Annotated in this window: 24 protein-coding genes; 14 read left to right on the top strand and 10 right to left on the bottom strand. The window is 65.4% G+C overall.

The window, feature by feature from the left end; genetic code table 11:
• The first annotated feature begins 18 nt into the window (after positions 1-18).
• From AC3WTE_RS07315 to AC3WTE_RS07295, 5 genes are read left to right on the top strand one after another with little or no spacing between them, the layout of a single operon-like run.
• Positions 19-1,239, top strand: coding sequence for a PAS domain S-box protein (locus tag AC3WTE_RS07315; protein ID WP_492436675.1), 1,221 nt, complete (start codon positions 19-21; stop codon positions 1,237-1,239).
• Positions 1,236-1,619, top strand: coding sequence for an STAS domain-containing protein (locus AC3WTE_RS07310; protein WP_459366171.1), 384 nt, complete (start codon positions 1,236-1,238; stop codon positions 1,617-1,619). The genes AC3WTE_RS07315 and AC3WTE_RS07310 overlap by 4 nt, the downstream gene beginning before the upstream one ends.
• Position 1,620: 1 nt before the next feature.
• Positions 1,621-2,055 (top strand): ATP-binding protein, encoded by a 435-nt coding sequence (locus AC3WTE_RS07305; protein WP_492436674.1) that lies wholly within the window; start codon positions 1,621-1,623, stop codon positions 2,053-2,055.
• Positions 2,040-3,074 carry a SpoIIE family protein phosphatase gene (locus AC3WTE_RS07300; RefSeq protein ID WP_492436673.1) on the top strand — a complete coding sequence of 345 codons (1,035 nt, stop codon included), beginning with the start codon at positions 2,040-2,042 and terminating at the stop codon, positions 3,072-3,074. Before AC3WTE_RS07305 ends, AC3WTE_RS07300 begins: the two co-directional genes overlap by 16 nt.
• A 35-nt stretch (positions 3,075-3,109) precedes the next feature.
• A complete protein-coding gene (locus AC3WTE_RS07295; RefSeq protein ID WP_492436672.1) occupies positions 3,110-4,261 on the top strand; it encodes a PAS domain-containing sensor histidine kinase in 1,152 nt (383 codons plus the stop codon).
• Between the two features lie 6 nt (positions 4,262-4,267).
• On the opposite strand, the gene AC3WTE_RS07290 is transcribed toward AC3WTE_RS07295, so the two are convergent.
• Positions 4,268-5,407: an acyl-CoA dehydrogenase family protein gene (locus AC3WTE_RS07290; protein WP_492436671.1), complete on the bottom strand. Its 1,140-nt coding sequence runs from the start codon at positions 5,405-5,407 to the stop codon at positions 4,268-4,270.
• 19 nt (positions 5,408-5,426) lie between these two features.
• A complete protein-coding gene (locus AC3WTE_RS07285) occupies positions 5,427-7,187 on the bottom strand; it encodes an AMP-dependent synthetase/ligase (RefSeq protein WP_492436670.1) in 1,761 nt (586 codons plus the stop codon).
• Positions 7,188-7,493: 306 nt separating this feature from the next.
• Here AC3WTE_RS07285 and AC3WTE_RS07280 point away from each other — a divergent pair, with 306 nt between their 5' ends.
• Positions 7,494-8,099 (top strand): TetR/AcrR family transcriptional regulator, encoded by a 606-nt coding sequence (locus AC3WTE_RS07280; protein ID WP_492436669.1) that lies wholly within the window; start codon positions 7,494-7,496, stop codon positions 8,097-8,099.
• 3 nt (positions 8,100-8,102) lie between these two features.
• On the opposite strand, the gene AC3WTE_RS07275 is transcribed toward AC3WTE_RS07280, so the two are convergent.
• The 5 genes from AC3WTE_RS07275 to AC3WTE_RS07255 form a co-directional block, all read right to left on the bottom strand.
• Entirely contained in the window at positions 8,103-8,792 is a 690-nt protein-coding gene (locus AC3WTE_RS07275) for an Abi-alpha family protein (RefSeq protein WP_492436668.1), read from the bottom strand.
• Positions 8,793-8,864: 72 nt separating this feature from the next.
• Positions 8,865-9,704, bottom strand: a complete 840-nt coding sequence (locus AC3WTE_RS07270; RefSeq protein ID WP_492436667.1) for a short-chain dehydrogenase/reductase — start codon at positions 9,702-9,704, stop codon at positions 8,865-8,867.
• Positions 9,701-11,218, bottom strand: coding sequence for a flavin-containing monooxygenase (locus AC3WTE_RS07265; protein ID WP_492436666.1), 1,518 nt, complete (start codon positions 11,216-11,218; stop codon positions 9,701-9,703). Before AC3WTE_RS07265 ends, AC3WTE_RS07270 begins: the two co-directional genes overlap by 4 nt.
• 28 nt (positions 11,219-11,246) lie before the next feature.
• Positions 11,247-12,332 carry a PDR/VanB family oxidoreductase gene (locus AC3WTE_RS07260; protein ID WP_492436665.1) on the bottom strand — a complete coding sequence of 362 codons (1,086 nt, stop codon included), beginning with the start codon at positions 12,330-12,332 and terminating at the stop codon, positions 11,247-11,249.
• Positions 12,329-13,225: a metal-dependent hydrolase gene (locus AC3WTE_RS07255; protein WP_492436664.1), complete on the bottom strand. Its 897-nt coding sequence runs from the start codon at positions 13,223-13,225 to the stop codon at positions 12,329-12,331. Before AC3WTE_RS07255 ends, AC3WTE_RS07260 begins: the two co-directional genes overlap by 4 nt.
• A gap of 95 nt (positions 13,226-13,320) precedes the next feature.
• On the opposite strand from AC3WTE_RS07255, the gene AC3WTE_RS07250 reads away from it, so the two are divergent.
• Complete coding sequence (locus tag AC3WTE_RS07250; RefSeq protein ID WP_492436663.1) at positions 13,321-13,929, top strand: TetR/AcrR family transcriptional regulator; 609 nt, start codon at positions 13,321-13,323, stop codon at positions 13,927-13,929.
• A gap of 17 nt (positions 13,930-13,946) precedes the next feature.
• Here the strand turns inward: AC3WTE_RS07250 and AC3WTE_RS07245 are convergent, their stop codons facing one another.
• Positions 13,947-14,612 carry a helix-turn-helix domain-containing protein gene (locus tag AC3WTE_RS07245; protein WP_492436662.1) on the bottom strand — a complete coding sequence of 222 codons (666 nt, stop codon included), beginning with the start codon at positions 14,610-14,612 and terminating at the stop codon, positions 13,947-13,949.
• Positions 14,609-16,063: an APC family permease gene (locus tag AC3WTE_RS07240; RefSeq protein ID WP_492436661.1), complete on the bottom strand. Its 1,455-nt coding sequence runs from the start codon at positions 16,061-16,063 to the stop codon at positions 14,609-14,611. Before AC3WTE_RS07240 ends, AC3WTE_RS07245 begins: the two co-directional genes overlap by 4 nt.
• A 185-nt stretch (positions 16,064-16,248) precedes the next feature.
• Here AC3WTE_RS07240 and AC3WTE_RS07235 point away from each other — a divergent pair, with 185 nt between their 5' ends.
• The 7 genes from AC3WTE_RS07235 (at position 16,249) to AC3WTE_RS07205 (ending at position 23,135) form a co-directional block, all read left to right on the top strand.
• Positions 16,249-17,589 (top strand): AurF N-oxygenase family protein, encoded by a 1,341-nt coding sequence (locus tag AC3WTE_RS07235; RefSeq protein WP_492436660.1) that lies wholly within the window; start codon positions 16,249-16,251, stop codon positions 17,587-17,589.
• A gap of 81 nt (positions 17,590-17,670) precedes the next feature.
• On the top strand, positions 17,671-18,099 hold the full coding sequence (locus AC3WTE_RS07230) for a nitroreductase family deazaflavin-dependent oxidoreductase (protein ID WP_492436659.1): 429 nt from the start codon (positions 17,671-17,673) through the stop codon (positions 18,097-18,099).
• 273 nt (positions 18,100-18,372) lie between these two features.
• Positions 18,373-19,203, top strand: a complete 831-nt coding sequence (locus AC3WTE_RS07225) for an ABC transporter permease (protein ID WP_492436658.1) — start codon at positions 18,373-18,375, stop codon at positions 19,201-19,203.
• Positions 19,200-19,988 carry an ABC transporter ATP-binding protein gene (locus tag AC3WTE_RS07220; protein WP_492436657.1) on the top strand — a complete coding sequence of 263 codons (789 nt, stop codon included), beginning with the start codon at positions 19,200-19,202 and terminating at the stop codon, positions 19,986-19,988. The genes AC3WTE_RS07225 and AC3WTE_RS07220 overlap by 4 nt, the downstream gene beginning before the upstream one ends.
• Complete coding sequence (locus tag AC3WTE_RS07215) at positions 19,985-20,956, top strand: ABC transporter substrate-binding protein (protein ID WP_492436656.1); 972 nt, start codon at positions 19,985-19,987, stop codon at positions 20,954-20,956. Before AC3WTE_RS07220 ends, AC3WTE_RS07215 begins: the two co-directional genes overlap by 4 nt.
• On the top strand, positions 20,953-21,909 hold the full coding sequence (locus AC3WTE_RS07210) for an asparaginase (RefSeq protein WP_492436655.1): 957 nt from the start codon (positions 20,953-20,955) through the stop codon (positions 21,907-21,909). Before AC3WTE_RS07215 ends, AC3WTE_RS07210 begins: the two co-directional genes overlap by 4 nt.
• Positions 21,906-23,135: a M20 family metallopeptidase gene (locus AC3WTE_RS07205; RefSeq protein ID WP_492436654.1), complete on the top strand. Its 1,230-nt coding sequence runs from the start codon at positions 21,906-21,908 to the stop codon at positions 23,133-23,135. The genes AC3WTE_RS07210 and AC3WTE_RS07205 overlap by 4 nt, the downstream gene beginning before the upstream one ends.
• Here AC3WTE_RS07205 and AC3WTE_RS07200 read toward each other — a convergent pair.
• Entirely contained in the window at positions 23,132-24,028 is an 897-nt protein-coding gene (locus AC3WTE_RS07200) for a LysR family transcriptional regulator (protein WP_492436653.1), read from the bottom strand. The genes AC3WTE_RS07205 and AC3WTE_RS07200 overlap by 4 nt on opposite strands.
• Between the last annotated feature and the right edge of the window lie 7 nt (positions 24,029-24,035).

Raw genomic sequence — 24,035 nt, 5'->3', positions numbered from 1 at the left:
CAAGGGAGGCCTGTACCGGTGGTGCCGCCATCAGGTGAGAACGATTTGCACGCGCGTCTTCGCGATGCCGAGGCGATGCTGGACGCGATCATCGATCACGCGATCATCCAGCTTGATCTGGCCGGAAACGTCGAGCGCTGGGGCCCCGGTGCGGAGCTGATGACCGGCTATTCAGCGGCTGAGATGGTCGGAAAATCGGTCTCGGTGCTCTACACCGACGAAGACCGCGCGGCCGGACTGGTCGATCGTGAGTTGGCGGCTGTCCGCGAATCCGGTCGATTCGAGTACGAGGGTTGGCGAGTCCGCAAGGATGGGCAGCGGTTCCGCGCCGCGGTGGTGGTCAGCGCGATCCGCGACGAGGCCGACACGATCACAGGCCTGACGAAGGTGATTCGCGATCTGACCGCCGAACAGCAGCGGGCCGACTCGATGTTCCATGGGCTGCTGGAGTCGGCGCCGGACGCCATGGTCATCGTGGCAGCCGATGGGCGTATCACCCTGGCCAACGCACAAGCCGATCGGTTGTTCGGCTATCGCCGTGAGGACCTGATCGGTCGCGAGATCGAGACGCTGATACCACCCCGGTTCCGGGGCGGGCATGAGCGCTATCGCAACAGCTTTTTCGCCGACCCCCAGCCACGACAGATGGGTGTGGGTCTGGAGCTGTGGGGTTTGCGTCGAGACGGCACCGAATTCCCCATCGATGTCAGCCTGAGCCCGTTGCGCACCGATGAGGGGCTACTGGTATCTGCCGCGATCCGCGACGTCACCGAGCGCCGCGAGCAGGAGCAGCGCCTGCGCCGCCAGCACGAGGAGATCATGGAGCTGTCCACCCCGGTGATCCAGGTGTGGGACAAGGTCCTGACCTTGCCGGTGATCGGCACATTGGATTCAGCACGCGCTGCGAGGTTGACCGAAGGACTGTTGTTCAAGATCGCCGAGACACAGGCCGAGGTCATCATCTTCGATATCTCGGGCGTGCCCACCATCGACACTCAAGTTGCACAGCATCTGCTGGCCACGGTTCAGGCGGCGGCGCTGATGGGAACCATCAGCATCATGTGCGGGGTGCGTCCCGAGACCGCGCAATCGATGGTGCATCTGGGTATCGACATCGGCCAACTCCGATCCCGTACGACGTTGCGCCACGCACTGCAGCTGGCTCTGACACTGCTGGCCGAGCGGGCAGAAGCCGCAGCGGGTGTCGCCAGTCTGATGGGACCGGCTGGACTAGGGTGAACGACGACGTTATCCCGGTGATGCGCATCGCTGACACGCTGCTTGTCACGCTGCAGGGCGACCTCGACGATGCCACCGTGATCCGCATCGAGAATCAACTCACTCAGGAGGTTGCGCGCACCGGCGCGGCGGGGATGTTGATCGATGTCAGTGGACTGACTGCTGTCGACTCGTTCGTTGCGCGGGTACTGGCGCGGATTGTGGCGATGATCCGTCTGCTCGGGGCGCAAGCCGCCGTTGTGGGCATCCAGCCCGCGGTGGCCATCACACTCGTTGAGCTCGGTGTGCCGATGGGGCACCTGAACACCGCGCTGAACGCCCAACAAGGCTTGGCTCTCCTGCATCGGCTGCGCCGAGACGACGCCCACCCAACCGACTGACATGGATCCGAGCCTCCCAGACCGCACCGTCGAACAGGCTGCCGTCACCATCACCGACGAAACGGATCTGATCGGCGTCCGCCACACGCTGCGTGCACATGCGCGCGCCGCTGGACTGTCGTTGGTCGATGAAACGAAGTTGATCACCGCGGGAAGTGAGCTGGCCCGCAACATCCTGGTCCATGCCGCGGGTATCGGCGGTCGACTCGACGTCCAACAGGATGTCCGTGACCGTCGTCTCGGGGTGCGAGCCACCTTTACTGATCAAGGACCCGGCATCGCAGATTTGGACGCAGCGCTCACGGACGGTTTCAGCACCGCGGGCAGCCTCGGATTGGGGCTGCCAGGTTCGCGCCGTTTGGTCGATGAGCTGACGATCATCTCCGCGCCGGGCGCGGGCACCACGGTAACGATCGTGAAGTGGCAGCGGCGGTGAGACAGCAGCAGCATCACCGGCATCCCATCAAGGTGCCCGAAGATGTGGGCGCTCTCCGCAGGGCGGTGGGCCGGCTGGCCGCAACGCAATCTGCAGTACGCGTCGGTGAGGCTGAACTCATAGCCACCGAGCTGGGGACGAACCTGCTGCGACATGCTGATCCGGGCGGCTACGTGCTGTATCGGCAGTTCGGCGACGGCGTCGAGTTGTTATCGGTCGACAGCGGTCCCGGGATGTCCCTGCACCGCATCCCGGACGGAGCCGAGACGGCACCGATACGCCCAAGCCCCATCAGCCGGGACGGCAGCAGCGGCGGGCTGTCGGTAGGGCTGGCCAGCATCCGCCGGATGGCCACCGATTTCGGCTGCTACTCCACTCCAAGCGGGACCATCGTGCTCGCCCGACTGCACGGTGCCGACCCATCGACCGAAGGGGGCTGGCGCTACGGCGCAGTCAACGTCCCGCGCACAGATGGTGACGCCAGCGGCGATGCGTGGGCGGTGACGGCCGGGCCGCAGTTAGCGGCACTTGTCGTGGACGGCCTCGGACACGGAGACTCTGCCGCCGCCGCAGCACAGGCCGCGGTCACCGTCTTCGATCAGCGACCGGTGACCGATCCACAGGACTTTCTGCAGCGGGCGCACGAAGCCATGCGGGTCACCCGAGGGGGAGTGGCCGCGGTGTGCGTGATCGATCCACCAAACGAACAGCTGCTATTTGCCGGCGTCGGAAACATCGCAGGACAAGTGATTCACGGCGGCGATAAACAACACCTCATGAGCCATGCCGGAACGCTGGGCACGCACCTGCCCACTCCACGCATCCGTGTCCAACACTGCCGCTGGCCGCTCGGAGCGACCCTCGTCATGGCCTCCGACGGGTTGCGCTCGGGCTGGCATCTGGATACCTACCCTGGACTGCTGCGGCACGATCCGTCCGTTATCGCAGCGACCCTGCACCGGGATTTCACCCGATCCACCGACGATGCGTGTGTGCTGGTGGTGCGCCATGATGACTAGAAGCGCCGCCGTGAGCGCGATACGAGATGACCGCCGTGACGAACACTCCTGAGCCTGCGACATTGGCCGAGGCGCTGGACGCGCTACACCAGCGCGACAGCGCGCTGCGCCAAGCGCAGCGGCAGCTCACCGAGGCACACCGAGAACTCGAGGACACCAATCGCGGCATCATCGCGCTCCACACTGAACTGGAAGCCGCCCGCCACGCGGAATCCCGGTTGGCCGCCATCGTGCTGTCCTCCGATGACGCCATCATCTCCATGACACCGCAATACGTGATCCGAACCTGGAACCCCGGCGCACAGCGGCTGCTGGGTCACGCCGGGACGCAGATCGTTGGTCAATCCATGCGGACGCTGCTACCCCCGGCCGCTGAGGACGACTTCGCCGAGGCATTGCAGCGAGTCGGACGGGGCGAACATGCCCAGGCCTATGACACTCAGTGGCGCCATGCCAACGGCGCGGCGGTCGATGTGGTCGTTACGGTGTCCGCGCTTCGCGACAGCACCGATGAGCTCATCGGTTATTCGGCGGTGGCCCACGACATCACCGAGCGGCTGCGCACACAGGCCGAGTTGGTTGCCGCGCGGGCCGAGTCTGACGTACTGGCCGAACGTGACCGCATTGCCCGCGACCTGCACGACCACGTTATCCAGCGAGTCTTCGCCGTCGGAATCACACTGCAGGGCACCATCCCTCGCACGCGCGGCGCCGAAGTTCAGCAGCGTCTCGCGGCGGCGGTCGATGATCTGCAGGGCGTGATCCACGACATTCGTACCGTGATTTTCCAATTGCATGGCGGGTCCTCTGACGTCACTCGGCTGCGCCAGCGACTCGACGAGGCAATCGCACAGATGTCGGGAGATTTGAACACCACTGTGCGGTACGCCGGACCGCTGTCGGTCATCGACGCGACATTGGCCGATCACGCCGAAGCGGTCGTCAAAGAAGCGACCAGCAACGCGGTACGCCATGCACAGGCCACCACGCTGACGGTCACCGTCGATGTCGCAGACTTGCTGTGCATCGATATCACCGACGACGGCAAAGGCATGCCCGAAAACGTCACCAGCAGCGGCCTGACAAACCTGCGCCGACGCGCCGAATCCCTTGGGGGAGAACTGATCATCGATGAGCCCTCCGGCGGCGGGACTCGCCTGCGGTGGTCAGCGCCCTTGCCCGAGTAGCCCTGCTCAGAGGTGACGGGCGATCAGGTCCTTCATGACTTCGTTGGCGCCGGCGTAGATCCGAGAGATTCGGCTGTCGACGAACAAGCGGGAGATCGGGTATTCCTCCATGTACCCGTAGCCGCCGTGCAGTTGCAGGCAGCGGTCAACGATCTGTGTCTGTTGGTCGGAGCACCAGAGTTTGACCTGCGCGGCGCGCTTGACGTCGAGTTCGCCGCGGACGTGCCGCTGAATCGCATCGTCGACGAACGTGCGCATCACGTCGATGACCGTGGCGATTTCGGCGAGCTCGAAACGCGTATTCTGCAGGGCGAAAAGAGGTTTGCCGAACACGTGACGGTCTTTGACGTACGCCAGGGTGTGGTCGTACGCGGCCTCGACCGCGCCCAGCGCGGCGACGCCGACGATGAGCCGTTCCTGCGGCAACTGCTGCATCAGCTGGACGAAGCCGCGGCCCTCGATGCCGCCGAGCAGGTTTTCGGCGGGTACCCGGAGTTCGTCGAAGAACAGTTCGGTCGTGTCCTGCCCCTTCTGACCGATCTTCTTCAGCTTGCGTCCCCGCTGGAATCCGGGAGTGTCGTCGCTGACCTCGGCGACGAACAACGACAAACCGGCCGCACCCTGTCCGGGATCGGTCTTGGCCGCAATGATGATCAGGTCGCACGTCGCGCCATTCGAGATGAACGTCTTCGCGCCGGAGATCACGTACTCGTCTCCCACGCGAACCGCGCGCGTCGAAATCGCCTGCAGATCCGAACCGGTACCCGGCTCGGTCATGGCGATGGCGCCGATCCACTCACCGGAAGCGAGTTTGGGCAGCCAGCGTAGTTTCTGTTCGGTGTTGGCGTAGGCGTTGAGGTAATGCGGGACGATGCCCGCGTGAACTCCTAACTGCATGGACAGATCACCCGCGTAGGCCTGCTCTCGGAAGAGAACGGCTTCATGCGCGAAAGTTGCTCCGCCGCCGCCGAATTCCTCCGAGATTGACATCAGCAGCAGCCCCAGTTCGCCGGCACGGCGATACAGCGCCCGGTCGGGCTCTCCGGCGGCGGCGAACTCCTCGTGGCGCGGGGCAACTTCTTTCGTGAAGAACTCCCGGGCCAAGTCGGAGAGAGCCGCAAGTTCGGTCGTCGAGGCGTGGGTCATTGTGTTGTTCCTTTCAAACTCAACGCACGTAGAGGGCGTCGATCTGCGCTGCGTACTTTTCGGCGATCGGCACACGGCGCAGCTTGAGCGTGGGTGTCAGCTCGTCTCCGCCGGGGATCCAGTACTGCGGCAAGACTTTCCAGCTGCGTATCTGCTCAACCCGGGACAGACGGGCGTTCGCCAGCGCTACCGCGTCGGAAACGGCGCGCTGGATGGCCTCGCTGTCGACCAGCTCAGCGATTGGGGTGTCGCGCAGCCCGTGCCGTAGGGCGTATTCAGCGGCGGTGTCGGGGTCGAGCGTGATGAGCGCGGCGATGTGCGGGCGATTGTCGCCGATGGCGGCGACAGCACCGATGAGAGGGCTGGCGGCCTTCACCGCGCCCTCGATGTTGCTGGGAGACATGTTCTTTCCACCGGAGTTGATGATCAACTCCTTCTTCCGGTCGACGATGCGCAGGTACCCCTCGCCATCGAGCGTGCCGATGTCACCGGTGTGGATCCAGCCGTCGGCGTCGAGAATGTCCGCGGTGCGGGCCGGATCGCGGTGGTATCCGCGCATCACGCCGCAGCCGCGCACCAGAATCTCGCCGTCGGTATCCAGTTTGATTTGAGTGCCCGGTATCGATTTACCCACCGTGCCGAATTTGGGCCGGTCCTTCGGGTTCACGGTCGTGACCGCCGAAGTCTCCGACATGCCCCAGGCCTCCAGCACCGGGACGCCGATCGCAAGCATGAACTCGAGAACGGAAACATCGATGGGTGCGGCGCCCGACACCGCAGCACTCAGCTGGTCCAGCCCCAGCCGCGAGCGAATCTTCGACAACACCAACACATCTGCCGCGGCGGCGGCTGCTTCGTCGAGCAGCCCCAGCCGGCCTCCAACCAGGGTGGCTGCAGCCTTCTTCTTGCCGGCTTCCAACGCCCAGCGCGCCAAAACCCCGGCCGGCCCGGCTTGCTCCGCTATGAGCGCCTCGATTCGAGCCCGAATCTTGTACCACAGCATCGGTACGGCGACGAAGAACGTCGGGTGCACCCGACCCAGCACGTCGACCAAGGACTTCGGGTCGCCGACGTCGGTGACCGTGATGCCGAAGTACATCGGCGCGTACTGGCCGATCCATCGGTTGATGAGGTGCGCATCTGGCAGATAGGACAGCACGCGACCCCGGGTGAGATCACCGACCACGCTGGAGATCACCTCGAGTTGGTACAGCAGGTTGGCGTGAGTCAGCTCGACGCCCTTGGGGTGCCCGGTGGTCCCGCTGGTGTAGATGAGGGTCAAGATATCGTCGCGCTGAACTGTCTTCCAGGCGGCGTCGAAGTCGAAATCGTCAGCACCGCAATCAGTCACCTCGTCGAGGGTGCGCACACCGTGGCGCGCTTCATCGACTGAGATGACATGGCGCACAACGGTGCTCGATGCGGCGGCGAGAACCTTGTCCAGATACTGCGCCTCACTGACCACCACCGCCGGCTCGGCGTTTTCGAACAGGTAGGTGATCTGTGCCGTGGCGCTGGTGTTGTACACCGAGAAGCCGACCGCGCCGAGGTGCATGATTGCGGCGTCAACGACGTGGAATTCGCTGCGATTGGTCAGCATCATCGCAACCACATCACCCCGGCGCACACCCAGCGCGGCCAATCCCGCGGCGACGCGTCGAACCTCGGTGCCGTACTGCGACCACGTCAATGCCACTGTGCCGTCAGTGCGGCAGATTGCTGCGGTGTCACCGAGCTCGGCAACGCGCCGTTGGAAATGCGCGCACAGGCTTTCGCTCATCACTGTCTTCCTCGGGAGTTCATATGTAGGACCGCTTGCGGTGCAGCTCCGGTACGCCGCGTGTCAACGGCTACGGAGCGCAACCGTTCATTCTGAAACAGTAGAACATATTGAGTATGATTGTTTCAATGGAGCGCTGGAGTCGGACCGCGCATGTCATCCCATCTGTCCGGATCTGCGCGAAATACCTTGCCCGACAGAAAGAGAGCCGTGATGTTGACAACTCAGCGTCGACCGGGCGGCGCTGCGTGTCCGGTGAGTGTGGCTGCTACCGATAGCCCCAGCCCGACGGGCGGTGGCCGCGCTATGACCACAAACCGGGGTGATCACGCCCGTGCGGCGATCTTGACGGCGCTGCGGGCATTGCTGGAGCGGGACCCGATCTCTGAGATTTCGGTGCAGGCGATCACTCGGCAGGCCGGCGTCACTCGAACCGCGTTCTACTTCTATTTCGATTCCAAGTACTCCGCTCTGGCCGAACTGTTGCACGGCCGCACCGATGCCGCCATGCTCGATCGGTCTTTTGCGTCGCGGATGCCCGGGGAATCCACGCGGACGCTGGTCGCGCGGGTCATCACCGGCATACGCGGCGCGCTGGCGGCCGACGATCCGGTGTGGGCGTCGTGTCGCGCATCGGCAGGCTATGAACTTGAGATCGCCGAAATCGTCGCTGACGTGGAGGACGCCATCACCAGCCGGATCGTGGCGATTGTGGCCACCGAAGTATCCCAAGGCGCCCAACCGATCTCGGCCGATGTGCCGGCGCTGGTCCGTGTTCTGATCACCGCGACGGTCACCGGTTGTGATCCCGGGCGCTTCGGAGCGCCGGCCGGCCAACCCGATCCCGCTACTGACGTGGTACCGGCCCTTTGGCTGAATGCATTGTGGCCCGGGCAGTTCGGGAAATCGTGAACCCTACGGGGAATCGTTGCCCATGGACGTCGTCCACAGCTCGTGCCCGAGGTCGGACAGACGTAGACCGAGCCGCTCCACCCGAGCTGAATGCCGCGCCGCCTCGGCGTCGGCAATGGCTCGCATGACGGTGGGTTCTGCCATGAGCACTTCGTACCCGGCTTCCGATCGGTCTGCCTGTGGCCCGATTTCAACCAGACCGAGTTGCAACAGGTTGGCGACGTACGTCGGCACCATGGTCGGCAATGTGACGCCTGCGGTGCGGCCGATGAGAGACGTGTTGGTCAACACGGCTCGAGGTGACGACCACCATCGAGACTGCGAATAGACGTTGACGAGCGGCGATGTGGTGCCGTCTGACAGCGCGCGGAGAATCCGTGCCTCGTCGGCGACAAGCTGGTCGACGATACGGCTGTACAGCTCCAACCGGGTCTCGCATGTGCTCTGTTCAACCGAGCGATCCAGCAGCCCGACCATCTTGCTGTGAAGCGCATCGTTCAACTGCGGTAAGTCATTCGGTGTCGCAACGTCGACATCAGCGCGCCGCGATTGCGAGTTCGAATGCACGGCGGCGTGCCCCTGTGACGGCACCTCGCGTATGGGGATGCGGGCGTTTCCCGCGATGCGCAAGCCTTGCCTGGCGAATGTTGTGGCGGCCCCGATCAGACCGTGTACGTCGGAGGTGGTGACCATCGTTTCATCTCGTTTCTCGAAGGCGGTTCTTTCGGCTGTTGGCGGTCGGAGTTCCGGGCGAGAGCCCGCGTGTTATTGCTCCAGTTGGCGGATGATGTTGGCCACCGTCGGGTTGGCGGCGAGCTGCTGATCCAGGACCACGTTGATGACACCCCGAAGCCAGGCATAGGGAATCCACGCTCGTGGAGCGGTGCTGCTGGCTTTGCGTTGCCTGACTGCATCGACAACGCTTGCGGCGGCGTAGTCCGCGTCGATACGTCGGTTCAACGGCCAGGGCAGCAGTTCCCCGATTCGCCGGCCGAGCGGATCGTCATCGAGTGTCGTGCGGGCCAGCGCCGTATCGACGATGCCGAAGTAGGAGATTCCGACCGTAACGCGATGCCCTGCCAGCTCGATTCGCAACGCGCGCCCGAACTGTTCGACCCCGGCCTTGCTGATCATGTACGCCGCACCGCCCATCCCCGGTGCAAACGCTGCGCACGAACCGATGAGCTGAATGTGTCCGCGGCTGGAGATGACGTGCTCGGTTGCCGCGCGCACCGTGTGCACCGCACCGAGCAGGTTGATATCGATAACCCGTTGGAACGTATCGGGTTCGATCGTGCGCAGGGTCGCCGGCGGCGGCGTGACGCCGGCGTTGGCGACCACCACGTCGATACGTCCCCAGGCGCTGACCGCGCGGTCGACCGCCGCGGTCAACGCCTCGGCATCACGCACATCAGCCACGACGCCGATGGTGTTGCTCCCCAGCAGCGCCTGGGCTTTCCCGAGTTGCTCGTCGTCGACGTCGACAAGGACGACTCGGGATCCGGCCGCGACGAATCGGGACGCCGCTTCGAAGCCGATGCCTTGTGCCGCGCCGGTGATGAGAACTACTGCACCGGAGAGATTCAACGCTGAGTGCGCGGTCATCGCCCGACCACCAACTCGGTGTCGGTGGTCGCAGGTCGTGCGGTTGCGTAGCGGATGTCGAACTCTCCGAGGCGAATTCGGCGCATCTGATGCCGGAAGGTGAAGACGAAGCCGGGCCAGAAGGTGAAATTGCGGCCAGATGGACTCAGGTAGTAGCTCTGACAGCCGCCAGAGTTCCACACGGAGCCTGCGAGGCGGCGGTCGACGTGCTCGACAAAATTGTCGAGAGCCTCGTCCGACACCTCGATACTGCGGATCTGGCGGTCGCGCATCTGTGCGATGGCGTCGAGAACGAAGTCGAGCTGCGCCTCGATCGTCACGATTTGCGACGTGTACACCACTGAGTTCGGTCCGAGAATCATGAACAGATTCGGGAAACCCGGAATGACGGTGCCGAGGTGCGCTTTCATTTCTCCGCCGGCCCACACCTGGGCGAGGCTACGGCCGTCTCGACCGTGGATGCGGGTGAAGCCCTCGTTGTGCGCCAGTTTGAAACCGGTTCCGAACACGATGGCGTCGAGCCGATGGTGGGTACCGTCGGCCGTCTCGATCCCGTCCGCGGTGACCCGCCGGATCGCTGCGGTTTCCACGACGGTGTTGTCCGCCGCGAGCGCGGGGTAGTAGGCATTGGAGAACGTCGGACGCTTGCAGCCGAAAGCGTATTGCGGTGTCAGCTTGGCGCGGAGGTTCTCGTCGCGAACCTGTCGTCGGAGATGCCACAGGCCCACGGCCGCCAGCGGCTGCAGGAGCACTGGGAGATGGACCAGACCGGGCACCATCGCTTCCTGGACCAGGCTGACCGCCGAGCGCGCCACGCGCTGGACGAGCGGGGCCGTGCGGAACACCGAGCGCACGGCGGGACCCACCGGGCGGTCCGGGTGGGGCAGTATCCACGTCGGCGTCCGTTGGAACACAACCAGTTTGGCGGCGTCAGGCTGAATCTGCGGGATGAATTGCACGGCCGAGGCGCCGGTGCCGATGACGCCGACTGCCTTTCCGCGCAGGTCGACATCGTGGCGCCACTGCGCTGAGTGAAATGCCGGGCCCGAGAAGTCCTCGAGCCCTGGAAGATCCGGGACCGACGGCTCGCTGAATGGTCCGGTGGCGACGATCAGGACGCCGGCGGTGAAGAGTTGACCACCCGCGGTTATCCGCCACACCTGGGCCAGGTCGTCCCATGAGGCGTCGGTGACATCGTGCCCGAGCCGAATGTGCGGCCGGATGCCGCTGTCATCGACACATTTTTCGATGTACGACTTCAGTTCTCGCTGCAGCGGATAGAGACGGGTCCAGTCAGGATTCGGGGCGAAAGAGTAGGAATACAGGACCGAGGGGATGTCGCACTGCGCCCCCGGGTAGGTGTTCGCCTGCCACGTGCCCCCGATATCGGTGGCCCGCTCGAACACGAGGAAGTCGCTGTCGCCGGACTCTTTGAGCCGCAATGCCGCGCCGATCCCACCGAAGCCGGCACCGATGATCGCCGTATGGGCATGTGTGGGCGTGGGTTTGGTCATGGTTTGTCCTTGTTGTGCCGGTGGATGACTAGAGCGCGACGGAGATCGAGTCACCCTGAGCGCGGGAGACGCAGATCATCATCGAGTCGCTGTGCTGATCGGGAGTCAGCACCCGATCCCGGTGCTCGACGACGCCGTCCACCAGGCGCACCCGGCAGGCTCCACAGAAACCCTGCTGACACGAGTACTGCACGTCCGGTTTGACCTGGCGGATCGCGGCGAGGGCAGACTCGGCTGCGCCGACGTTGACCGTCAGCCCCGACTCGGTGAGTTTCACCGTGAATGCTCTGCCGTCGACGATGGGTGCGGCGCTGAAACGTTCGCTGTGGAATTCCGCAGTGTTTCCTGCCCCGGCCGCAGTGGTGGCGACCTGACGAGCTTGCTCGATCATGGCCGGAGGGCCACACACGTAGAACGCCGCACGGGGTGAGTCCGGTGAGCACAATTCGGCCAAATCCGGTGTGCCGTACTGATCGTCGGGCCGGATCTGCACCCGATCGTGCCCGAGTTCGCTGAGCTCGTCGATGAAGGGCATCGACTCGCGCGAACGTCCGGTGTACACCAGGCGCCACGCGGACGTGCTGGATGCCACGTCACGCACCATCGGCAAGATCGGGGTGATGCCGATTCCGCCGGCGACGAACACGTACTCGTCGGCAGGGGCGAGGCTGAACGCATTGCGTGGACCCCGGATGCGCAGCGTGTCGCCGACGCGGACGCGGTGCAGTTCGGCCGAGCCCGCGCCATCGGGTAGCTGCCGCACGGCGATCCGGTAGTGGAGTGGATCGAAACGGTCACCGATCAGCGAGTAGTGCCGTTGCCGCCCCGACGGGGTGAACACATCGATGTGCGCACCCGGCGTCCACCGGGGGAGCGGTGAACGGTCGGGCCGGCTCAGAGTCAGGCCGACCACATCGGTCGCCAGGCGCTGCACCGCAACAACTTCGAGCCGCGCGTCGTATCCCGCCCGGCGTACCGGCCGGGTCGGAGACAAGCGGTCGGCAATCGTGCTCTCGGTGAACAGCCGCGAATAGCCACGGGCAAGCTGCCCCATCGCCTTGAGTGCAGGACTCGGGTCATCGACAGCGCCGGGCTGGTCGAGCAGCCGGCTCATGCGTGCGCCGCCTGTGCCGCGGGCGATTGCGCCAGGTAACGCACTGCCTTGCTGATGTCGCCCATCGTCGACGGATGAAAGCCGGGACGCAGGTAGGTGTACATCTGCGAGAACAAGAAGGACACCCCTGGTACCAAACCGTGATGGGCGGCACGGATGTATTCGACGGGCCACGGACGACGACGTTGCACTGTCGCGTCATTGCGATAGAGATACGACGCGGTCGAAAACCACAGCAGGGCAAGGCCCGAACACGCGATGATGGCGGTTCGCGCGCGGCGGGCGTACCCACCGTCGACGTATTGGTAGGCGTCGAACGCGACGTTGCGATGTTCGAGTTCCTCGGCGCCGTGCCATCGCAGCAAGTCGAGCATCGTCGGGTCGATGCCCGCGCGGTCGAAGGCCCCGTTGTCCAAGAGCCATTCGCCGATCACGGCGGTGAAATGCTCTGCCGCCGCGTACACCCCGAGCCGTTCGCTCAACCACGCTTTCCTGGCGGGGCCGGTGATCCCGTGGTCACCGAAGATCTTCTCCACCGCGAACTCGATGCGCCGCAGCACCACGCCGACCTCGACCCCGTGAGCGCGTAGGTAGTCGCGGAACCCCTCGTGCGAAGCCGCGTGTGTTGCCTCCTGCCCGACGAATCCGATGACCTCCTCTTTGAGGCGCTCGTCATCGATGTATGGCAGCGCCTGGCCGAAGACGTCGGCCATGGCCCGCTCGCCTTCCGGCAAGACCAGGTGCATCACGTTCCAGAAATGAGTGGCGTAGGCCTCGCCCGGGATGTACTCCAGCGGGACGCCGGACCAATCGAAGTGGACGTGACGAGCGCTGATCGCCAATGCCTCGTCGTTGTACTCGCGCACCACTCGCCCTGGTTGTTTGCTCGCCATCACGCGCCTTCCCTCAGCTCTGAGTCCTTCGCGCTACAGTGAAACACACAACATACAATTGTTTCAATGTTGCAAAGTCGACTATGGTCAGTTGCGTGCACACGGAACTCTTCGCTCTCGACACCGCGCGTGATGAGGGCGTGGAAGAGATTCTCGATGCCGCCTTGGCTGTCTTTGCCAAGATCGGTATCCGGCGGGCGACTGTCGATGAAATCGCCCAACGCGCAGGGCTGGGACGGGTCACGATCTATCGGCGCGTGGGCGGAAAGAACGAGATCGTCACCGCGGTGCTCATCCGCGAATCCCAGAAGCTGTTCGAAGCCGTGCGCGCGGCTGCGGCGCGCACCGACAACTTCGCGGATCGAGTGGTCCACAGCTTTGCCACGACGATCGAGACGGTGCGCACGAATGCCGTCTGGAACAGGCTTCTCGAAATCGAACCCGACACCGTGCTGCCTCGGCTGACCCTCGAAGCCAGTCCGCTGCTTGCCGGCGCTGTCGCGGCGACCGCCGAGATACTGCGTGGCCCGGACGTCGCGGCGGTCCCGGAACCCGACCTACTTGCCCGGGCCGAAATCCTTGTCCGCATCACCCATTCGATCCTCCTCACGCCTGCGGTGCTGGCGCCATTGGAGACCTACGAGCAGGTCGAACGATTCGCCCGGCAGAACCTCCTGCCGATCGCCGCAACGCCGGCACCGTAGCGCCGCGACCGCGTGAGTCAACCCTCGGTTGCGCACGCGATCGTCACCGCCCGGGCGTGGGGAGTCAGGAACGCCATCAACGCATCCGGGTCTGCCACTCGATGCGCGGGTGCGGAGGCAGCGAGGACGGCAATCAGACTGTCGTCGGCGCCGCGGATCGGCAGCGCCAGACATCCGTGGCCGGCCACCAGAATGCCGCGCTGCGTGGAGAAGGCCGGACGTTCACCTCGGGCGTCTGCGGCGATCATGCGTCCGATGGCCGAGCAGTCCGGCTCGGCGATGACCCGGGCCGGATCGGACAGCGGGAAATCTGGATCGATGTCGAACAGTTCCAGTGCCGGCCGCCGGGTGGACCGGTGCAGCACCAGGTGTATCCCGAACCGGGCTTCCGCCCGGACAGCGTCAACGGCCTCGCGTAGCCGATCCGCCGGAGTGGAAGGGATACCGACCAATCGATCGACACGGCGCCCGAGTGCGAACCCGCCCAAATCCGGCGTGCGGACGAGGTATTCGCTGTCCACCAAGACGGCCAGCAACCGGTACGCGGAGGACCGCGACATCCGTAGCCGGTGGGTGAGGTCCAGCGCCGTGATCCCGGGTCCAGCGGCGGCGACCTCCTCGATGATCGCGAGGGCGGCGAGCGCCGAACGCGATCCGGCGTCTGGGCGCAACCCTCGGTTCATGGTGTGCCCCGCAGGTAGCCGCGCCATACCGACGATCTGACGGTTCCGGCGTGTGCGCCGATCGACGCGAACGCGTTCGGTCGGCTGCTGCGCAACCGCCACCCAGCGGCAGCCCACAGCAGCATCCAGGCCGTGGCGGCTACCGCTCCAATCCAGAACGGGCCGGCGATGGTCAGTCCCCAGAATTCGGCCACCATGGCCGTGAGAACCAGTGCGCAGGCCGGCCCGATCACCAACGCCACCCTGCTGGGTTCGCCCAGGCGCCGCAGCATCGCGGGCATCGCGCCGGCCAGCGCGGCATATGCCAGCAGGTAGCCGCAGACCGCGCCGGCCATCAGCGAGCCGCATGCGGCTGCCGGGTCGGCGCCGCATGCACTCATGGCGAAAGGCACGCCGAATACGATCGCGGTGCACACCCAGATCCCGACGGTTGGTGCCTTGCTGCGCAGATCGGTGTGGCCAAGCGCCGCCGGTAAGACGCCTTCGCGGGCCAGGGACAGCAAGACGCGGGCTGCCGCTGTCGTGAATGCCAACGCGCAGGCGAAAGACGACAGCGTCGTCGCGAGGTAGAGGGCCGGCACCAGCATCCGGCCACCGGGATCGGCAGTCAGTGCCCCGAACCACGAATCTGTCGGTATCGGGCTTAGCGTTCCGGCTTGGGTCAAGGTCGCAAGCATCACGACGGGCCCGCCCAGCAGCAGCGAGCCACGGATTGCCGCTGGCACAGTGCGCAGCGGAGCGCGGGTCTCGACCGACAGCACTGTCGCGGTCTCAAAGCCGGCGAACGCCGCCATTGCGACCGCGACACCACCAGTCAGGTGCCCGAGATCGGGGATGGGAGCCAGCACCGAATCATGTAGACGGCGTACGTCACCATGCCAGAGCAGCCACCCCGCGACCACCACCACCAGCCCCACGGCGATGGTCTCGGTCACCAGCGCGACCCGCGCCGACAGCCTGATTCCGCGAACCAGCACCACCCCGCTGGCCACCGCGAACCCGAGCGCGCCGGCCGCGACCAGCCAGCCGTGCGCCGTCAGCCCGGCCGCGGACGCCAACCGTAACGCGAACGCCGAGGACTCGGTGACCGCGACCATTCCGATGCCGAGGTAGCCGAGCAACAGCGCACCGGCGGTGACGAACCCGGCCACCGGCCCGACACCAACGGCAGCGTACGTATAGAGCGAACCCGCTGCGGGCACACGCCGCGCGAATCCCCGAACCAGCCACGACACGACCAGGGCGAGCGCGAACGCAATGGCCGTGCTCGCAACGACCGGACCTCCCTGGGCAGCGACCAACATCGGGCTCGCCGCCGCCGCGCCGCAGGGTGCCATGGCCGAAACGGACTGTGCCGCAACATCGGCGGCGCCCAGCGCACCGCGATCTAGGCCGCCCAGGCGCGTGCGCGGACCCAGACCGTGCAGCACGTCATTGTCCGAGATGAGCATCGCCGAGTATAGGAACCGCGCTGTTTCTGCGACGTTTCGCACCAGTGTCGTCCGCGTATCCCACACTGGGACAACGCTTCCCACGCGAAGAGCCGCCGCCGCAACGCGGCCGACACCGACCCGCAAATGCCTGGCAGCACGCTCTTGGGCATCCCAACCCCTTCGATACCAACGGAGGTCATGCCATGACTGTGGGCTTCACCGCAAACGCCCTCGCCGAATCGGCCAGATCACATGTGCGCACCGGCACGCCGGCTGAACTCGGCGCCGGCATCGCCGCAACGCTCTGCCGGGCGAGTACCCGTCGGCGTTTCGATCCGTTCATCGACATCGACTGGGATGCAGCGGAAAACACCATGGACGAGAATGACCCGCGTTGGCAGCTCGATCCCGACATCGCTCCGCTCGCGGCGACTGAATGGTATGCGCGGCAACCCGTTGAGCAGCGCGTCGCGATGGGGCGCTGGCTCACCGCGAATATCCTCAAGGTGACGTTGCAGTTCGAGATGATGCTGATCCGCGGAGTGATTCACCACGCCGGCACTTTGCCCAACGGTTCGGTCGTGTTTCAGTACCTGCTCCATGAGCTGACCGACGAATGCCACCACATCCAGATGTTCCAGGAGTTCGTCAACCGCACGGGCGCCGATGTTCCCGGTATGCGCAGAGGGTCAAGGTTTTTCGGGCCGATTCTGGGATTCCTCGGCGGCTACGCCAGCATCTTCCTGTTCATCGGCGTGCTGTGCGGGGAGCAGCCGCTGCACTTTCAGCAGACGCTGCAGCATCGGGGCTCGGCGGCGGTGCCGCCCTTGCTCAACACGATCACTTCCATTCACCTCGCGGAGGAAGCCCGCCACATCTCATTCGCCGATCACTATCTGACGCAGCGAATCGCGGCAGTGGGACGGTTGCGGCGGCTGGTGTACGCCTTGGCATTTCCGATCTATCTGCGGTGGCTGATCGGCGAGATGATCGCACCGCCGCGCGCCTTCGCCCGGCAGTTCGGCATCCCGCGGCGCGCTTTCAAAGCCGCCTACTGGCGCAGCGCTCGATCCCGGCAGATGTTGGCGGAATCGGCCGCCGATGTCCGGCGCGTCGCCGAAGACCTCGGTCTGCGCACGGTCTGGACGCGGTGGATGTGGCGGCTCTTGGGTATCGATGGGCGGCTACCCCGGTATCGCGGCGAGCCTGATCGAAGTCAACCGTGGACCGCGGCAACCGCGGTTCGGGCTGTGGTGTGGGGGCGGGTAGTGGCGGCAGTGGTCGCGGCGGGTATTGCGATGGTGGCGACGCCGGTAGGGCCGCGGATCGTGGCGGTGGCGGCGGCGGGAGCGGCTATGTGGGCGTCTTACCACGCACTCCAGGCTCGCTTGGGGAACGCAGTCGGCAACCAGTCGTTCGAGTGGTCGAGGCTGGCCGTCTGGATCGTGGTGTGCAGCATCATGATCCCTGCGGGCGGATTGATCGGACTCGCCTCGGTGGTGCTCACCATCCTTGCCTTGGCTGAGTTCATGCCGACTCTATGACACCTTGCCCTCTGGTAGACCGATCGGTATATTCACCGTATCGGGCCCATCGTTCAGCCGCGGCCGGCAAGGAGAAAGTTCGTGGATACAGATCACACGCGGGCCGCGCGCCGGCAGTTCCGGGTATTCCGTGCGGTTGGGCGCTACCTACTCAATCCGACAGTGCGGGCTCTCGCCCGGCTGGGGGCCGTGCGCCCGACGCAGGTAAGTGAATTGGAAACCCTTGGCCGCAAAACCGGGCAGCTGCGACGGGTGCCGGTGTCGCCGATCTTCGATGAATCGGGCGCGTGGGTGATCTGTGGCCACGGCACGTTGTCGGGCTGGGGCGCCAACATCGAGGCCAATCCGAATGTGCGCATTCAGCAAGGTAATCGATGGCGCTCTGGCATCGCGTCCTTCGTGCCTGACGACGACGTGCGGGCTCGCGTGCGACTGTCGGGTGCGGCGGGACCGAAGATAGCCTCCTACGGAACCGCGCCCGTATCCGTGCGCATCGACTTCACTGACTAGACCGATCACGGCGCCGGCCAGAGAGCCAGAAGACGCACCATCGGATCAGGAGGATTGAAACGCTCCGCGTCGGCGCGAGCGCTGCCGAGTTCCTGCAGGTCGGAACGGATTCAGGCATTCGTCCTTCCGTAGGATTGACGACGCTGCGACGCCGTCGACGCACCGAACCCCGTCGACGCTGGTGTTACGTTGCGGGCCTTCACACAGGTCTGCAAGGGAAGATGGATGTTATCGGCACCCGCACGCGGTTCTGGCGCGCTCCGCTCGAGGGGCGTGCCCACAGCAGTTCGGCCGAGTAGCGGGGGCGGGGTCATACGGCGACGCCGCGATCGCAGTGAGCTTGCCCGTGTCGCGCTGCTGACCGCCTTGCCGATTCTGAGCCTGGCTGTCGTGGTCGTCGGCTGGGACGCCGCGGTGCGGTTCGAGATCTTTTCCGCCCGACTTTTGCCCGCACCTGCGACGGTTGTGCACGCCGCGCGTGAGATGTACAGCGATGGAACACTGTTCGATGACTCGGCCGCGAGCTTTCGGCGAGCCCTCCAAGGATTTGTCGTCGGATCGCTGATCGCCGTCGTGGTGGGCACCCTTACGGGCCGCTCGCGCATTGCCCGGGGGCTCTTGGAACCGACAATCCAGATCGTCCGGCCCATCCCCGCTATTGCGTTGGTGCCGCTGGCGATTCTGTGGTTCGGTATCGGTGAAGAATCGAAGCTCTTTCTCACCAGCCTGGGCGTCTTCTTCCCGGTCTGGGTCAACACGCATGCCGGCGTCGCCGCGACGCGCGGAGACCATCTGCGGGTGGCTGCATCGCTCGGTGCGTCAAAGTTGTTGACGTTCACCAATGTCGTTTTGCCGGGCGCATTGCCGTCCGTGCTAACCGGCCTGCGTCAGGGAATTGCGACGTCTCTCATCCTGATCGTCGCATCCGAGCAATCCGGTGTCACAGAAGGCCTCGGCTTCCGGCTCGACCAGGCGCGCCTCTTCAGCCAACCCGACCGGTTGTTCGTCTGTCTCGGTGCGCTGGGTATCGTCGGCGCCCTCGCCGATCAGTTGTTCCACCAGGCCACCCTTCGGATCGTGCGGTGGGCGAAGGAACAGTCGTGACGGCCGGCGACATCGCGGTCAGTTCACTGACAGTGCGTTACCCGGGCGCGGATCGTGCCGTCGTCGACGGACTCGATCTCACCATCGACTCCGGAGCCTTCCTGGCGATCCTCGGGCCGTCGGGCTGCGGTAAGTCGACCCTGCTCAATGTGATCGCTGGATTCGTCCGGCCCACAGGAGGTTCGGTGACCTTCGGAGGCGAGCTGGTGACCGGACCGGGGCGTGAGCGTGGCGTCGTGTTCCAGCGCGATGTCCTGTTTCCGTGGGCCTCCGCGGGCAGCAACGTCGGGTTCGCGCTACGCGCGGCCAAGGTGCCGCGAGTGCAGCGGCGCGACCGGATCGCCGAATTGATCGGTGCGGTCGGCCTCGCGCCGGAAGTGGCGCACAAGCGTCCACACGAACTGTCGGGTGGGATGCGGCAGCGCATCGGAATCGCCCGCGCCCTGGCGAACAGCCCGCGAGTGTTGCTGATGGACGAGCCATTTGGTGCGCTGGACGCGTTGACCCGCCAGCAGATGCAGGACCTTGTGGTCGAGCTCTGGGAGCGCACCCGGCCGACGGTTGTCTTCGTCACGCACGATGTCGACGAGGCAATCCGCATCGCATCCTCGATCGTCGTGATGGACCACACGGGCGCCGTCGCCGACCACGTCAGTAACCCGTTGCCGCGGCCTCGGCCCGCGAGCCGCCTCGGCGAATTTGATGACTACGCGGCACTGCGCCGTCGACTGCACGACCTGCTGCACGGGCAGCAACCGGCCCTCACACTGGGAGAACACGGATGAAGACACATCGGAATCTCGCCGCGATAGTCATTGCCGCGCTTGCGGTTCTGGGCGCTGTCAGCTGCAGTAGCTCAGGCAACAAGGACAGTGTTGCCGACTCGCTCACCGTGGCGTGGGTGGTCGACCCGTCGTGGGCGCAGGTGCCGGTTGCGGGCGACCTCGGATACTTCAAGAAGCATGGAGTCAACGTCAAGATCGTCCCGTTCCCGACGGGCGCGGCAGCGCTCGAGGCGCTGGCCGGCGGCGCCGTGGATGTGGCCAATGGCGGTGACGTCCCTACATCAGCTGCGGCACTGAAGAATACGAATCTGCGAGTATTCGCCGACGGCGCCATCTGGCCCGAGGGTAGGTTCGTCGCACGTCGCTCAGCGGGCATCAACTCGATCGCCGACTTGGCCGGCCGCAAGATCGCAGTGCCACTGGGCAGCAGCGCACATTACTTCGCGAGCCGGTTCCTGGCCGAGGCGAATGTGAAGGCAGACCTGGTCCAGACCGGGCCGGCGGAGATCGTCACCGCGATCACCAATCACAACGTCGACGCAATTGCGGTCTTCCAGCCCGCGCTGGCCAAGGCGGTTGCGGCACTGGGCAGCGATGCAATAGCGCTGCAGGGCAAGCAGAAGTACAACCAGCACAGCCTCTACCTGGCAAACGAGAATGTGCTCGAGTCGAAGAAGCAGGCGGTGGGCAAGTTCGTCGCGGCGATCCGCAATGCGGATGCCCCGCTTTCCGGCAAGGAACCGGCCGCGCTCGCCGCGGTCGCGAAAGCCACGGGCCTGGACAGCAACCTGATCAACCAGGTCTCGTCGGAGTTCATCTACCAGACGCATCTCGGCCCCGAGCTCGCCGGTGATCTCGCCGACCGCGCCCACTGGGCGCAGAGCATCGGTCGCATTCCTGCCGATCAGCGCATCCCGGACTATCAGAACGTCATCTCCGGATCCTTTGTTGCGGAGAGTAATTCATGAGCGGGGCGTACCTTCTGGGCCTGGGTGGCACCATCTCGATGCACCAGACCGCCCAGGGTGCAGTGCCCGTCACCGGAGCGGTGGAACTCTCTGAGACGGTTGCGGGCTTTTCCGGCGCCGAGAGCCTCGCCTTGGTCGGTGGGTCCGAGGTCGACTTCGACCTGTTGGAACGCCTGATCAGCCGGGCCCGCGAACTCGTTGCCGGTGGCGTCGACGGCATCGTGGTGACCACGGGAACGGATTCCATCGAGGAGGTCGCAAGCTGGTTGTCGTACCGGGAGAACTGGTCGGTGCCAGTGGTGGTCACCGGGTCGATGATCCTGGGAACACGCCATGACAGCGACGGCCGCGCCAACCTTGCCGACGCGCTGGCGGTGGCATCGTCGGGCGCGGACGTCGACCCGGTGGTGGTGTTCGCTGGAAAGATCTTCGATGGCCGTGAGGCCGTGAAGGTTTCGGGTGTCGTGCGTGATGCATTCGATGCACCGGGACGCGGCCCAATCGGCTACGTCGTGGGTGGCCGGGTCCAGTGGCATCGTGCCCAGGAACGGCGCAAGAGTCACGGCGATCCCACCGAGCCGATCCGTCCCGTGCCGGTGTTGCTGGCTGCGCTGGGTGATGACGGCTCGGTGCTGCGCGCCGCTGGGGATGCGCAGCAGGCCATTGTGGTGGCGGCAAACGGCGCCGGTAATCTGCCGCCGAAACAGGCTACGGCAGTGCAGGAACTCATCGATGGCGGCAGGCTTGTCGTGCTGACCACCCGGGCGGCGGACGGTCGGGTCGCTCCGGTTTACGGCTACCCCGGCGGGGTGGCCGGCCTCGTCGAGTACGGAGCGCAGTTGGCCGCCGGCATATCTCCACACCGCGCGCGTCTGTTGGTGACGCTCGGTCTGGCGCAAGGCCGTGACAACAACGGGCTGAGGGCTTTGATCGACAGCGAGACTCGCGCATGACCCACGCCGGCGTCGACTCCGCCGAGGACCGTCGTGAACTCGTCGAGCTCACCGCCCGTCTGGTGGCCGCCGGCCAGCCGTGGTGCGAGAATAGTCTCGATGGTCCGGGTCGTCCGCCGGAAGAGGAGCGAATCGCGCGTCCGGTGGCCGAGCTGTTGCGCGAATGGGGCTTCACCGTCGCGTTGGTGGGCCGCACTCCGCAGCGGCCGAACGTCGTGGCGACCAAGCGCTTTGGTGCCGGTCCGACCCTCATGCTCAACGACCACCTGGACACCTACCCTTCAGGGCCGCCGAGCCGCTGGCACGTCTGTGCCGGAAACCCATACTCTGCAGTCGAACTGGGCGGTCGGATCTATGGGCGCGGTACCTCGGACACCCGCGCCAACCTGGCGGCGCTCCTGACCGCGGCCAAACGCGTCGTCGACGCTCCTCCGGACTACGGGACGCTGCTGGTGGTGCTGACGGTCGACGAGGAACGTAACGGCATCGAAGGGTCCAAGTATCTGGTGGACGAACACGGTCTGCGTCCGGATGCGTCCATCACGGTCGAACCCACCGCGTGGACCGACGACGGCCGCAGCGGTATCGCCCTGGCCGTCGCGCAGACCGGTCATGCGCTGCTGGACCTCACTGCTCGCGGGCGGTCCAGCCACATCTGGCGACCGGATACCGGCGTCAACCCGGCGCAATTTCTCGCTGAGTTCCTCACCGATATCACGACCAATCCCGTTGGGGACTGGCCGGTTTCGGTGGTGGGCCTGAATGCGGGCGAGAGCGGCATGGCACAGTTCACCCCGTTGCAGGCGACCGCGCGGGTCGCGGCCGCCAACATCGGCCCTGAGGTGGTGGCCGGCCGGCTGCTCGAAGAGTTTCACGACCGCCTCGCGGCGGCACGGCCCGACGGCATCGAGGTCGATGTCGAGTTCGCGCCCGGTCCTACGTTCGTTGCAGGCACCGTACCGCCGGAGGTCGGCGATCCTCTCGTCGCCGCGATCCGGACCGCCTACCGGGACGTCACCGGTGACGACGTCCGCACTTACACAAAACCTGCTTTCAACGACACTATCCGGTTCCGCCACGTCGGTATTCCCGCGGTGACGTTCGGCCCCGGTGACGACGGGTGGGCCGTGTACGACGAGAGCATCAGCATCGACACCATGGCCACCGCCGTAGAGGTGCTCGAAGCTGCCGTGCGGACGTACTTTTCAGCTGCTCACTCTTCCTAGTGCGATGCCAGGTGCTCGTGGACGCAGGCGATGAACGCCTGGCATGCCGCCGAACGCAGATGTGGTCGTGGTGCCACGAGGTGGACCTGACGGTGCATCTCGACGCCGGTGACCTGGCGCAACGCCAAGGTGCTGTCGGTGTCGGCGCGGGTCCGCGCCACCGATTCCGGCAGCAGCGCCACACCGAGATTCTGGCGGACGAAATGCACGACCTCGTCGACGCGAGTGACCTCGAAGGCGACCCGCCGTGCTACACCGGCGAAGCCGCGGTCGGTTTCGTGCCGAAGACCGTATCCGGGTGGAAAGTCGATGAACGGCAACGCCGCCAATTCCGTCAGCGACACCGTCCGCGCTTTGGTCAGCGGGTGATCGTACGGCATCACCGCGATCAACGACTCGGTGAACAAGTGGGTGAAATCCAACTGGTCGCTGGCCGGGGAGACGTTGGAGCCGACGATGGCCGCGTCCAGCTTACGGTCGCGGGTCGCGGTCAGCAGGACGTCGCTACCGCCGCTGCGCAGGGTCACACTCACATCGGGGTAGCGAGAATGGAACGTCGCCATCAGTGTTGCCACGTCAAGGCTTTCGGAGGGCACCTCCATGATCCCGACGGTCAGTCGTCCGGTGACGGTGCCGCTGAGGGCCTGGGCGTCGACCTTGATCTGGTCGATGCCGGCGACCACCTGGTACAGCAGCGGCATGAGCGCCTCGCCTGCCGGAGTCAGCGAGACCGATCTCGTCGTGCGTTCGAAGAGCGCCACGCCGAGCTCTTCCTCGAACCTCCGGACCTGTTGGCTCAGCGCGGATTGCACGACGAAGGAGTTTTCCGCTGCCTTGGTGAAGCTCTTGGCCTCAGCCAGCGCGACCGCGTAGCGCAGTTGCTGCAAATTCATCGTTATT

The organism is Mycobacterium sp. FW102-FHT13B02, assembly GCF_058790275.1.
This window is presented reverse-complemented; position numbering and strand designations above follow the sequence as displayed.

What these genes read in the sequence shown, in the direction of transcription:
- AC3WTE_RS07280 (WP_492436669.1), top strand. Translation starts at nt 7,494, where the DNA reads ATGACCACAAACCGGGGTGATCACGCCCGTGCGGCGATCTTGACGGCG.
- AC3WTE_RS07270 (WP_492436667.1), bottom strand. Translation starts at nt 9,704, where the DNA reads ATGACCGCGCACTCAGCGTTGAATCTCTCCGGTGCAGTAGTTCTCATC.
- AC3WTE_RS07290 (WP_492436671.1), bottom strand. Translation starts at nt 5,407, where the DNA reads ATGACCCACGCCTCGACGACCGAACTTGCGGCTCTCTCCGACTTGGCC.
- AC3WTE_RS07205 (WP_492436654.1), top strand. Translation starts at nt 21,906, where the DNA reads ATGACCCACGCCGGCGTCGACTCCGCCGAGGACCGTCGTGAACTCGTC.
- AC3WTE_RS07275 (WP_492436668.1), bottom strand. Translation starts at nt 8,792, where the DNA reads ATGGTCACCACCTCCGACGTACACGGTCTGATCGGGGCCGCCACAACA.
- AC3WTE_RS07215 (WP_492436656.1), top strand. Translation starts at nt 19,985, where the DNA reads ATGAAGACACATCGGAATCTCGCCGCGATAGTCATTGCCGCGCTTGCG.
- AC3WTE_RS07200 (WP_492436653.1), bottom strand. Translation starts at nt 24,028, where the DNA reads ATGAATTTGCAGCAACTGCGCTACGCGGTCGCGCTGGCTGAGGCCAAG.
- AC3WTE_RS07235 (WP_492436660.1), top strand. Translation starts at nt 16,249, where the DNA reads ATGACTGTGGGCTTCACCGCAAACGCCCTCGCCGAATCGGCCAGATCA.
- AC3WTE_RS07305 (WP_492436674.1), top strand. Translation starts at nt 1,621, where the DNA reads ATGGATCCGAGCCTCCCAGACCGCACCGTCGAACAGGCTGCCGTCACC.
- AC3WTE_RS07240 (WP_492436661.1), bottom strand. Translation starts at nt 16,063, where the DNA reads ATGCTCATCTCGGACAATGACGTGCTGCACGGTCTGGGTCCGCGCACG.
- AC3WTE_RS07245 (WP_492436662.1), bottom strand. Translation starts at nt 14,612, where the DNA reads ATGAACCGAGGGTTGCGCCCAGACGCCGGATCGCGTTCGGCGCTCGCC.
- AC3WTE_RS07210 (WP_492436655.1), top strand. Translation starts at nt 20,953, where the DNA reads ATGAGCGGGGCGTACCTTCTGGGCCTGGGTGGCACCATCTCGATGCAC.
- AC3WTE_RS07265 (WP_492436666.1), bottom strand. Translation starts at nt 11,218, where the DNA reads ATGACCAAACCCACGCCCACACATGCCCATACGGCGATCATCGGTGCC.
- AC3WTE_RS07285 (WP_492436670.1), bottom strand. Translation starts at nt 7,187, where the DNA reads ATGAGCGAAAGCCTGTGCGCGCATTTCCAACGGCGCGTTGCCGAGCTC.
- AC3WTE_RS07260 (WP_492436665.1), bottom strand. Translation starts at nt 12,332, where the DNA reads ATGAGCCGGCTGCTCGACCAGCCCGGCGCTGTCGATGACCCGAGTCCT.
- AC3WTE_RS07255 (WP_492436664.1), bottom strand. Translation starts at nt 13,225, where the DNA reads ATGGCGAGCAAACAACCAGGGCGAGTGGTGCGCGAGTACAACGACGAG.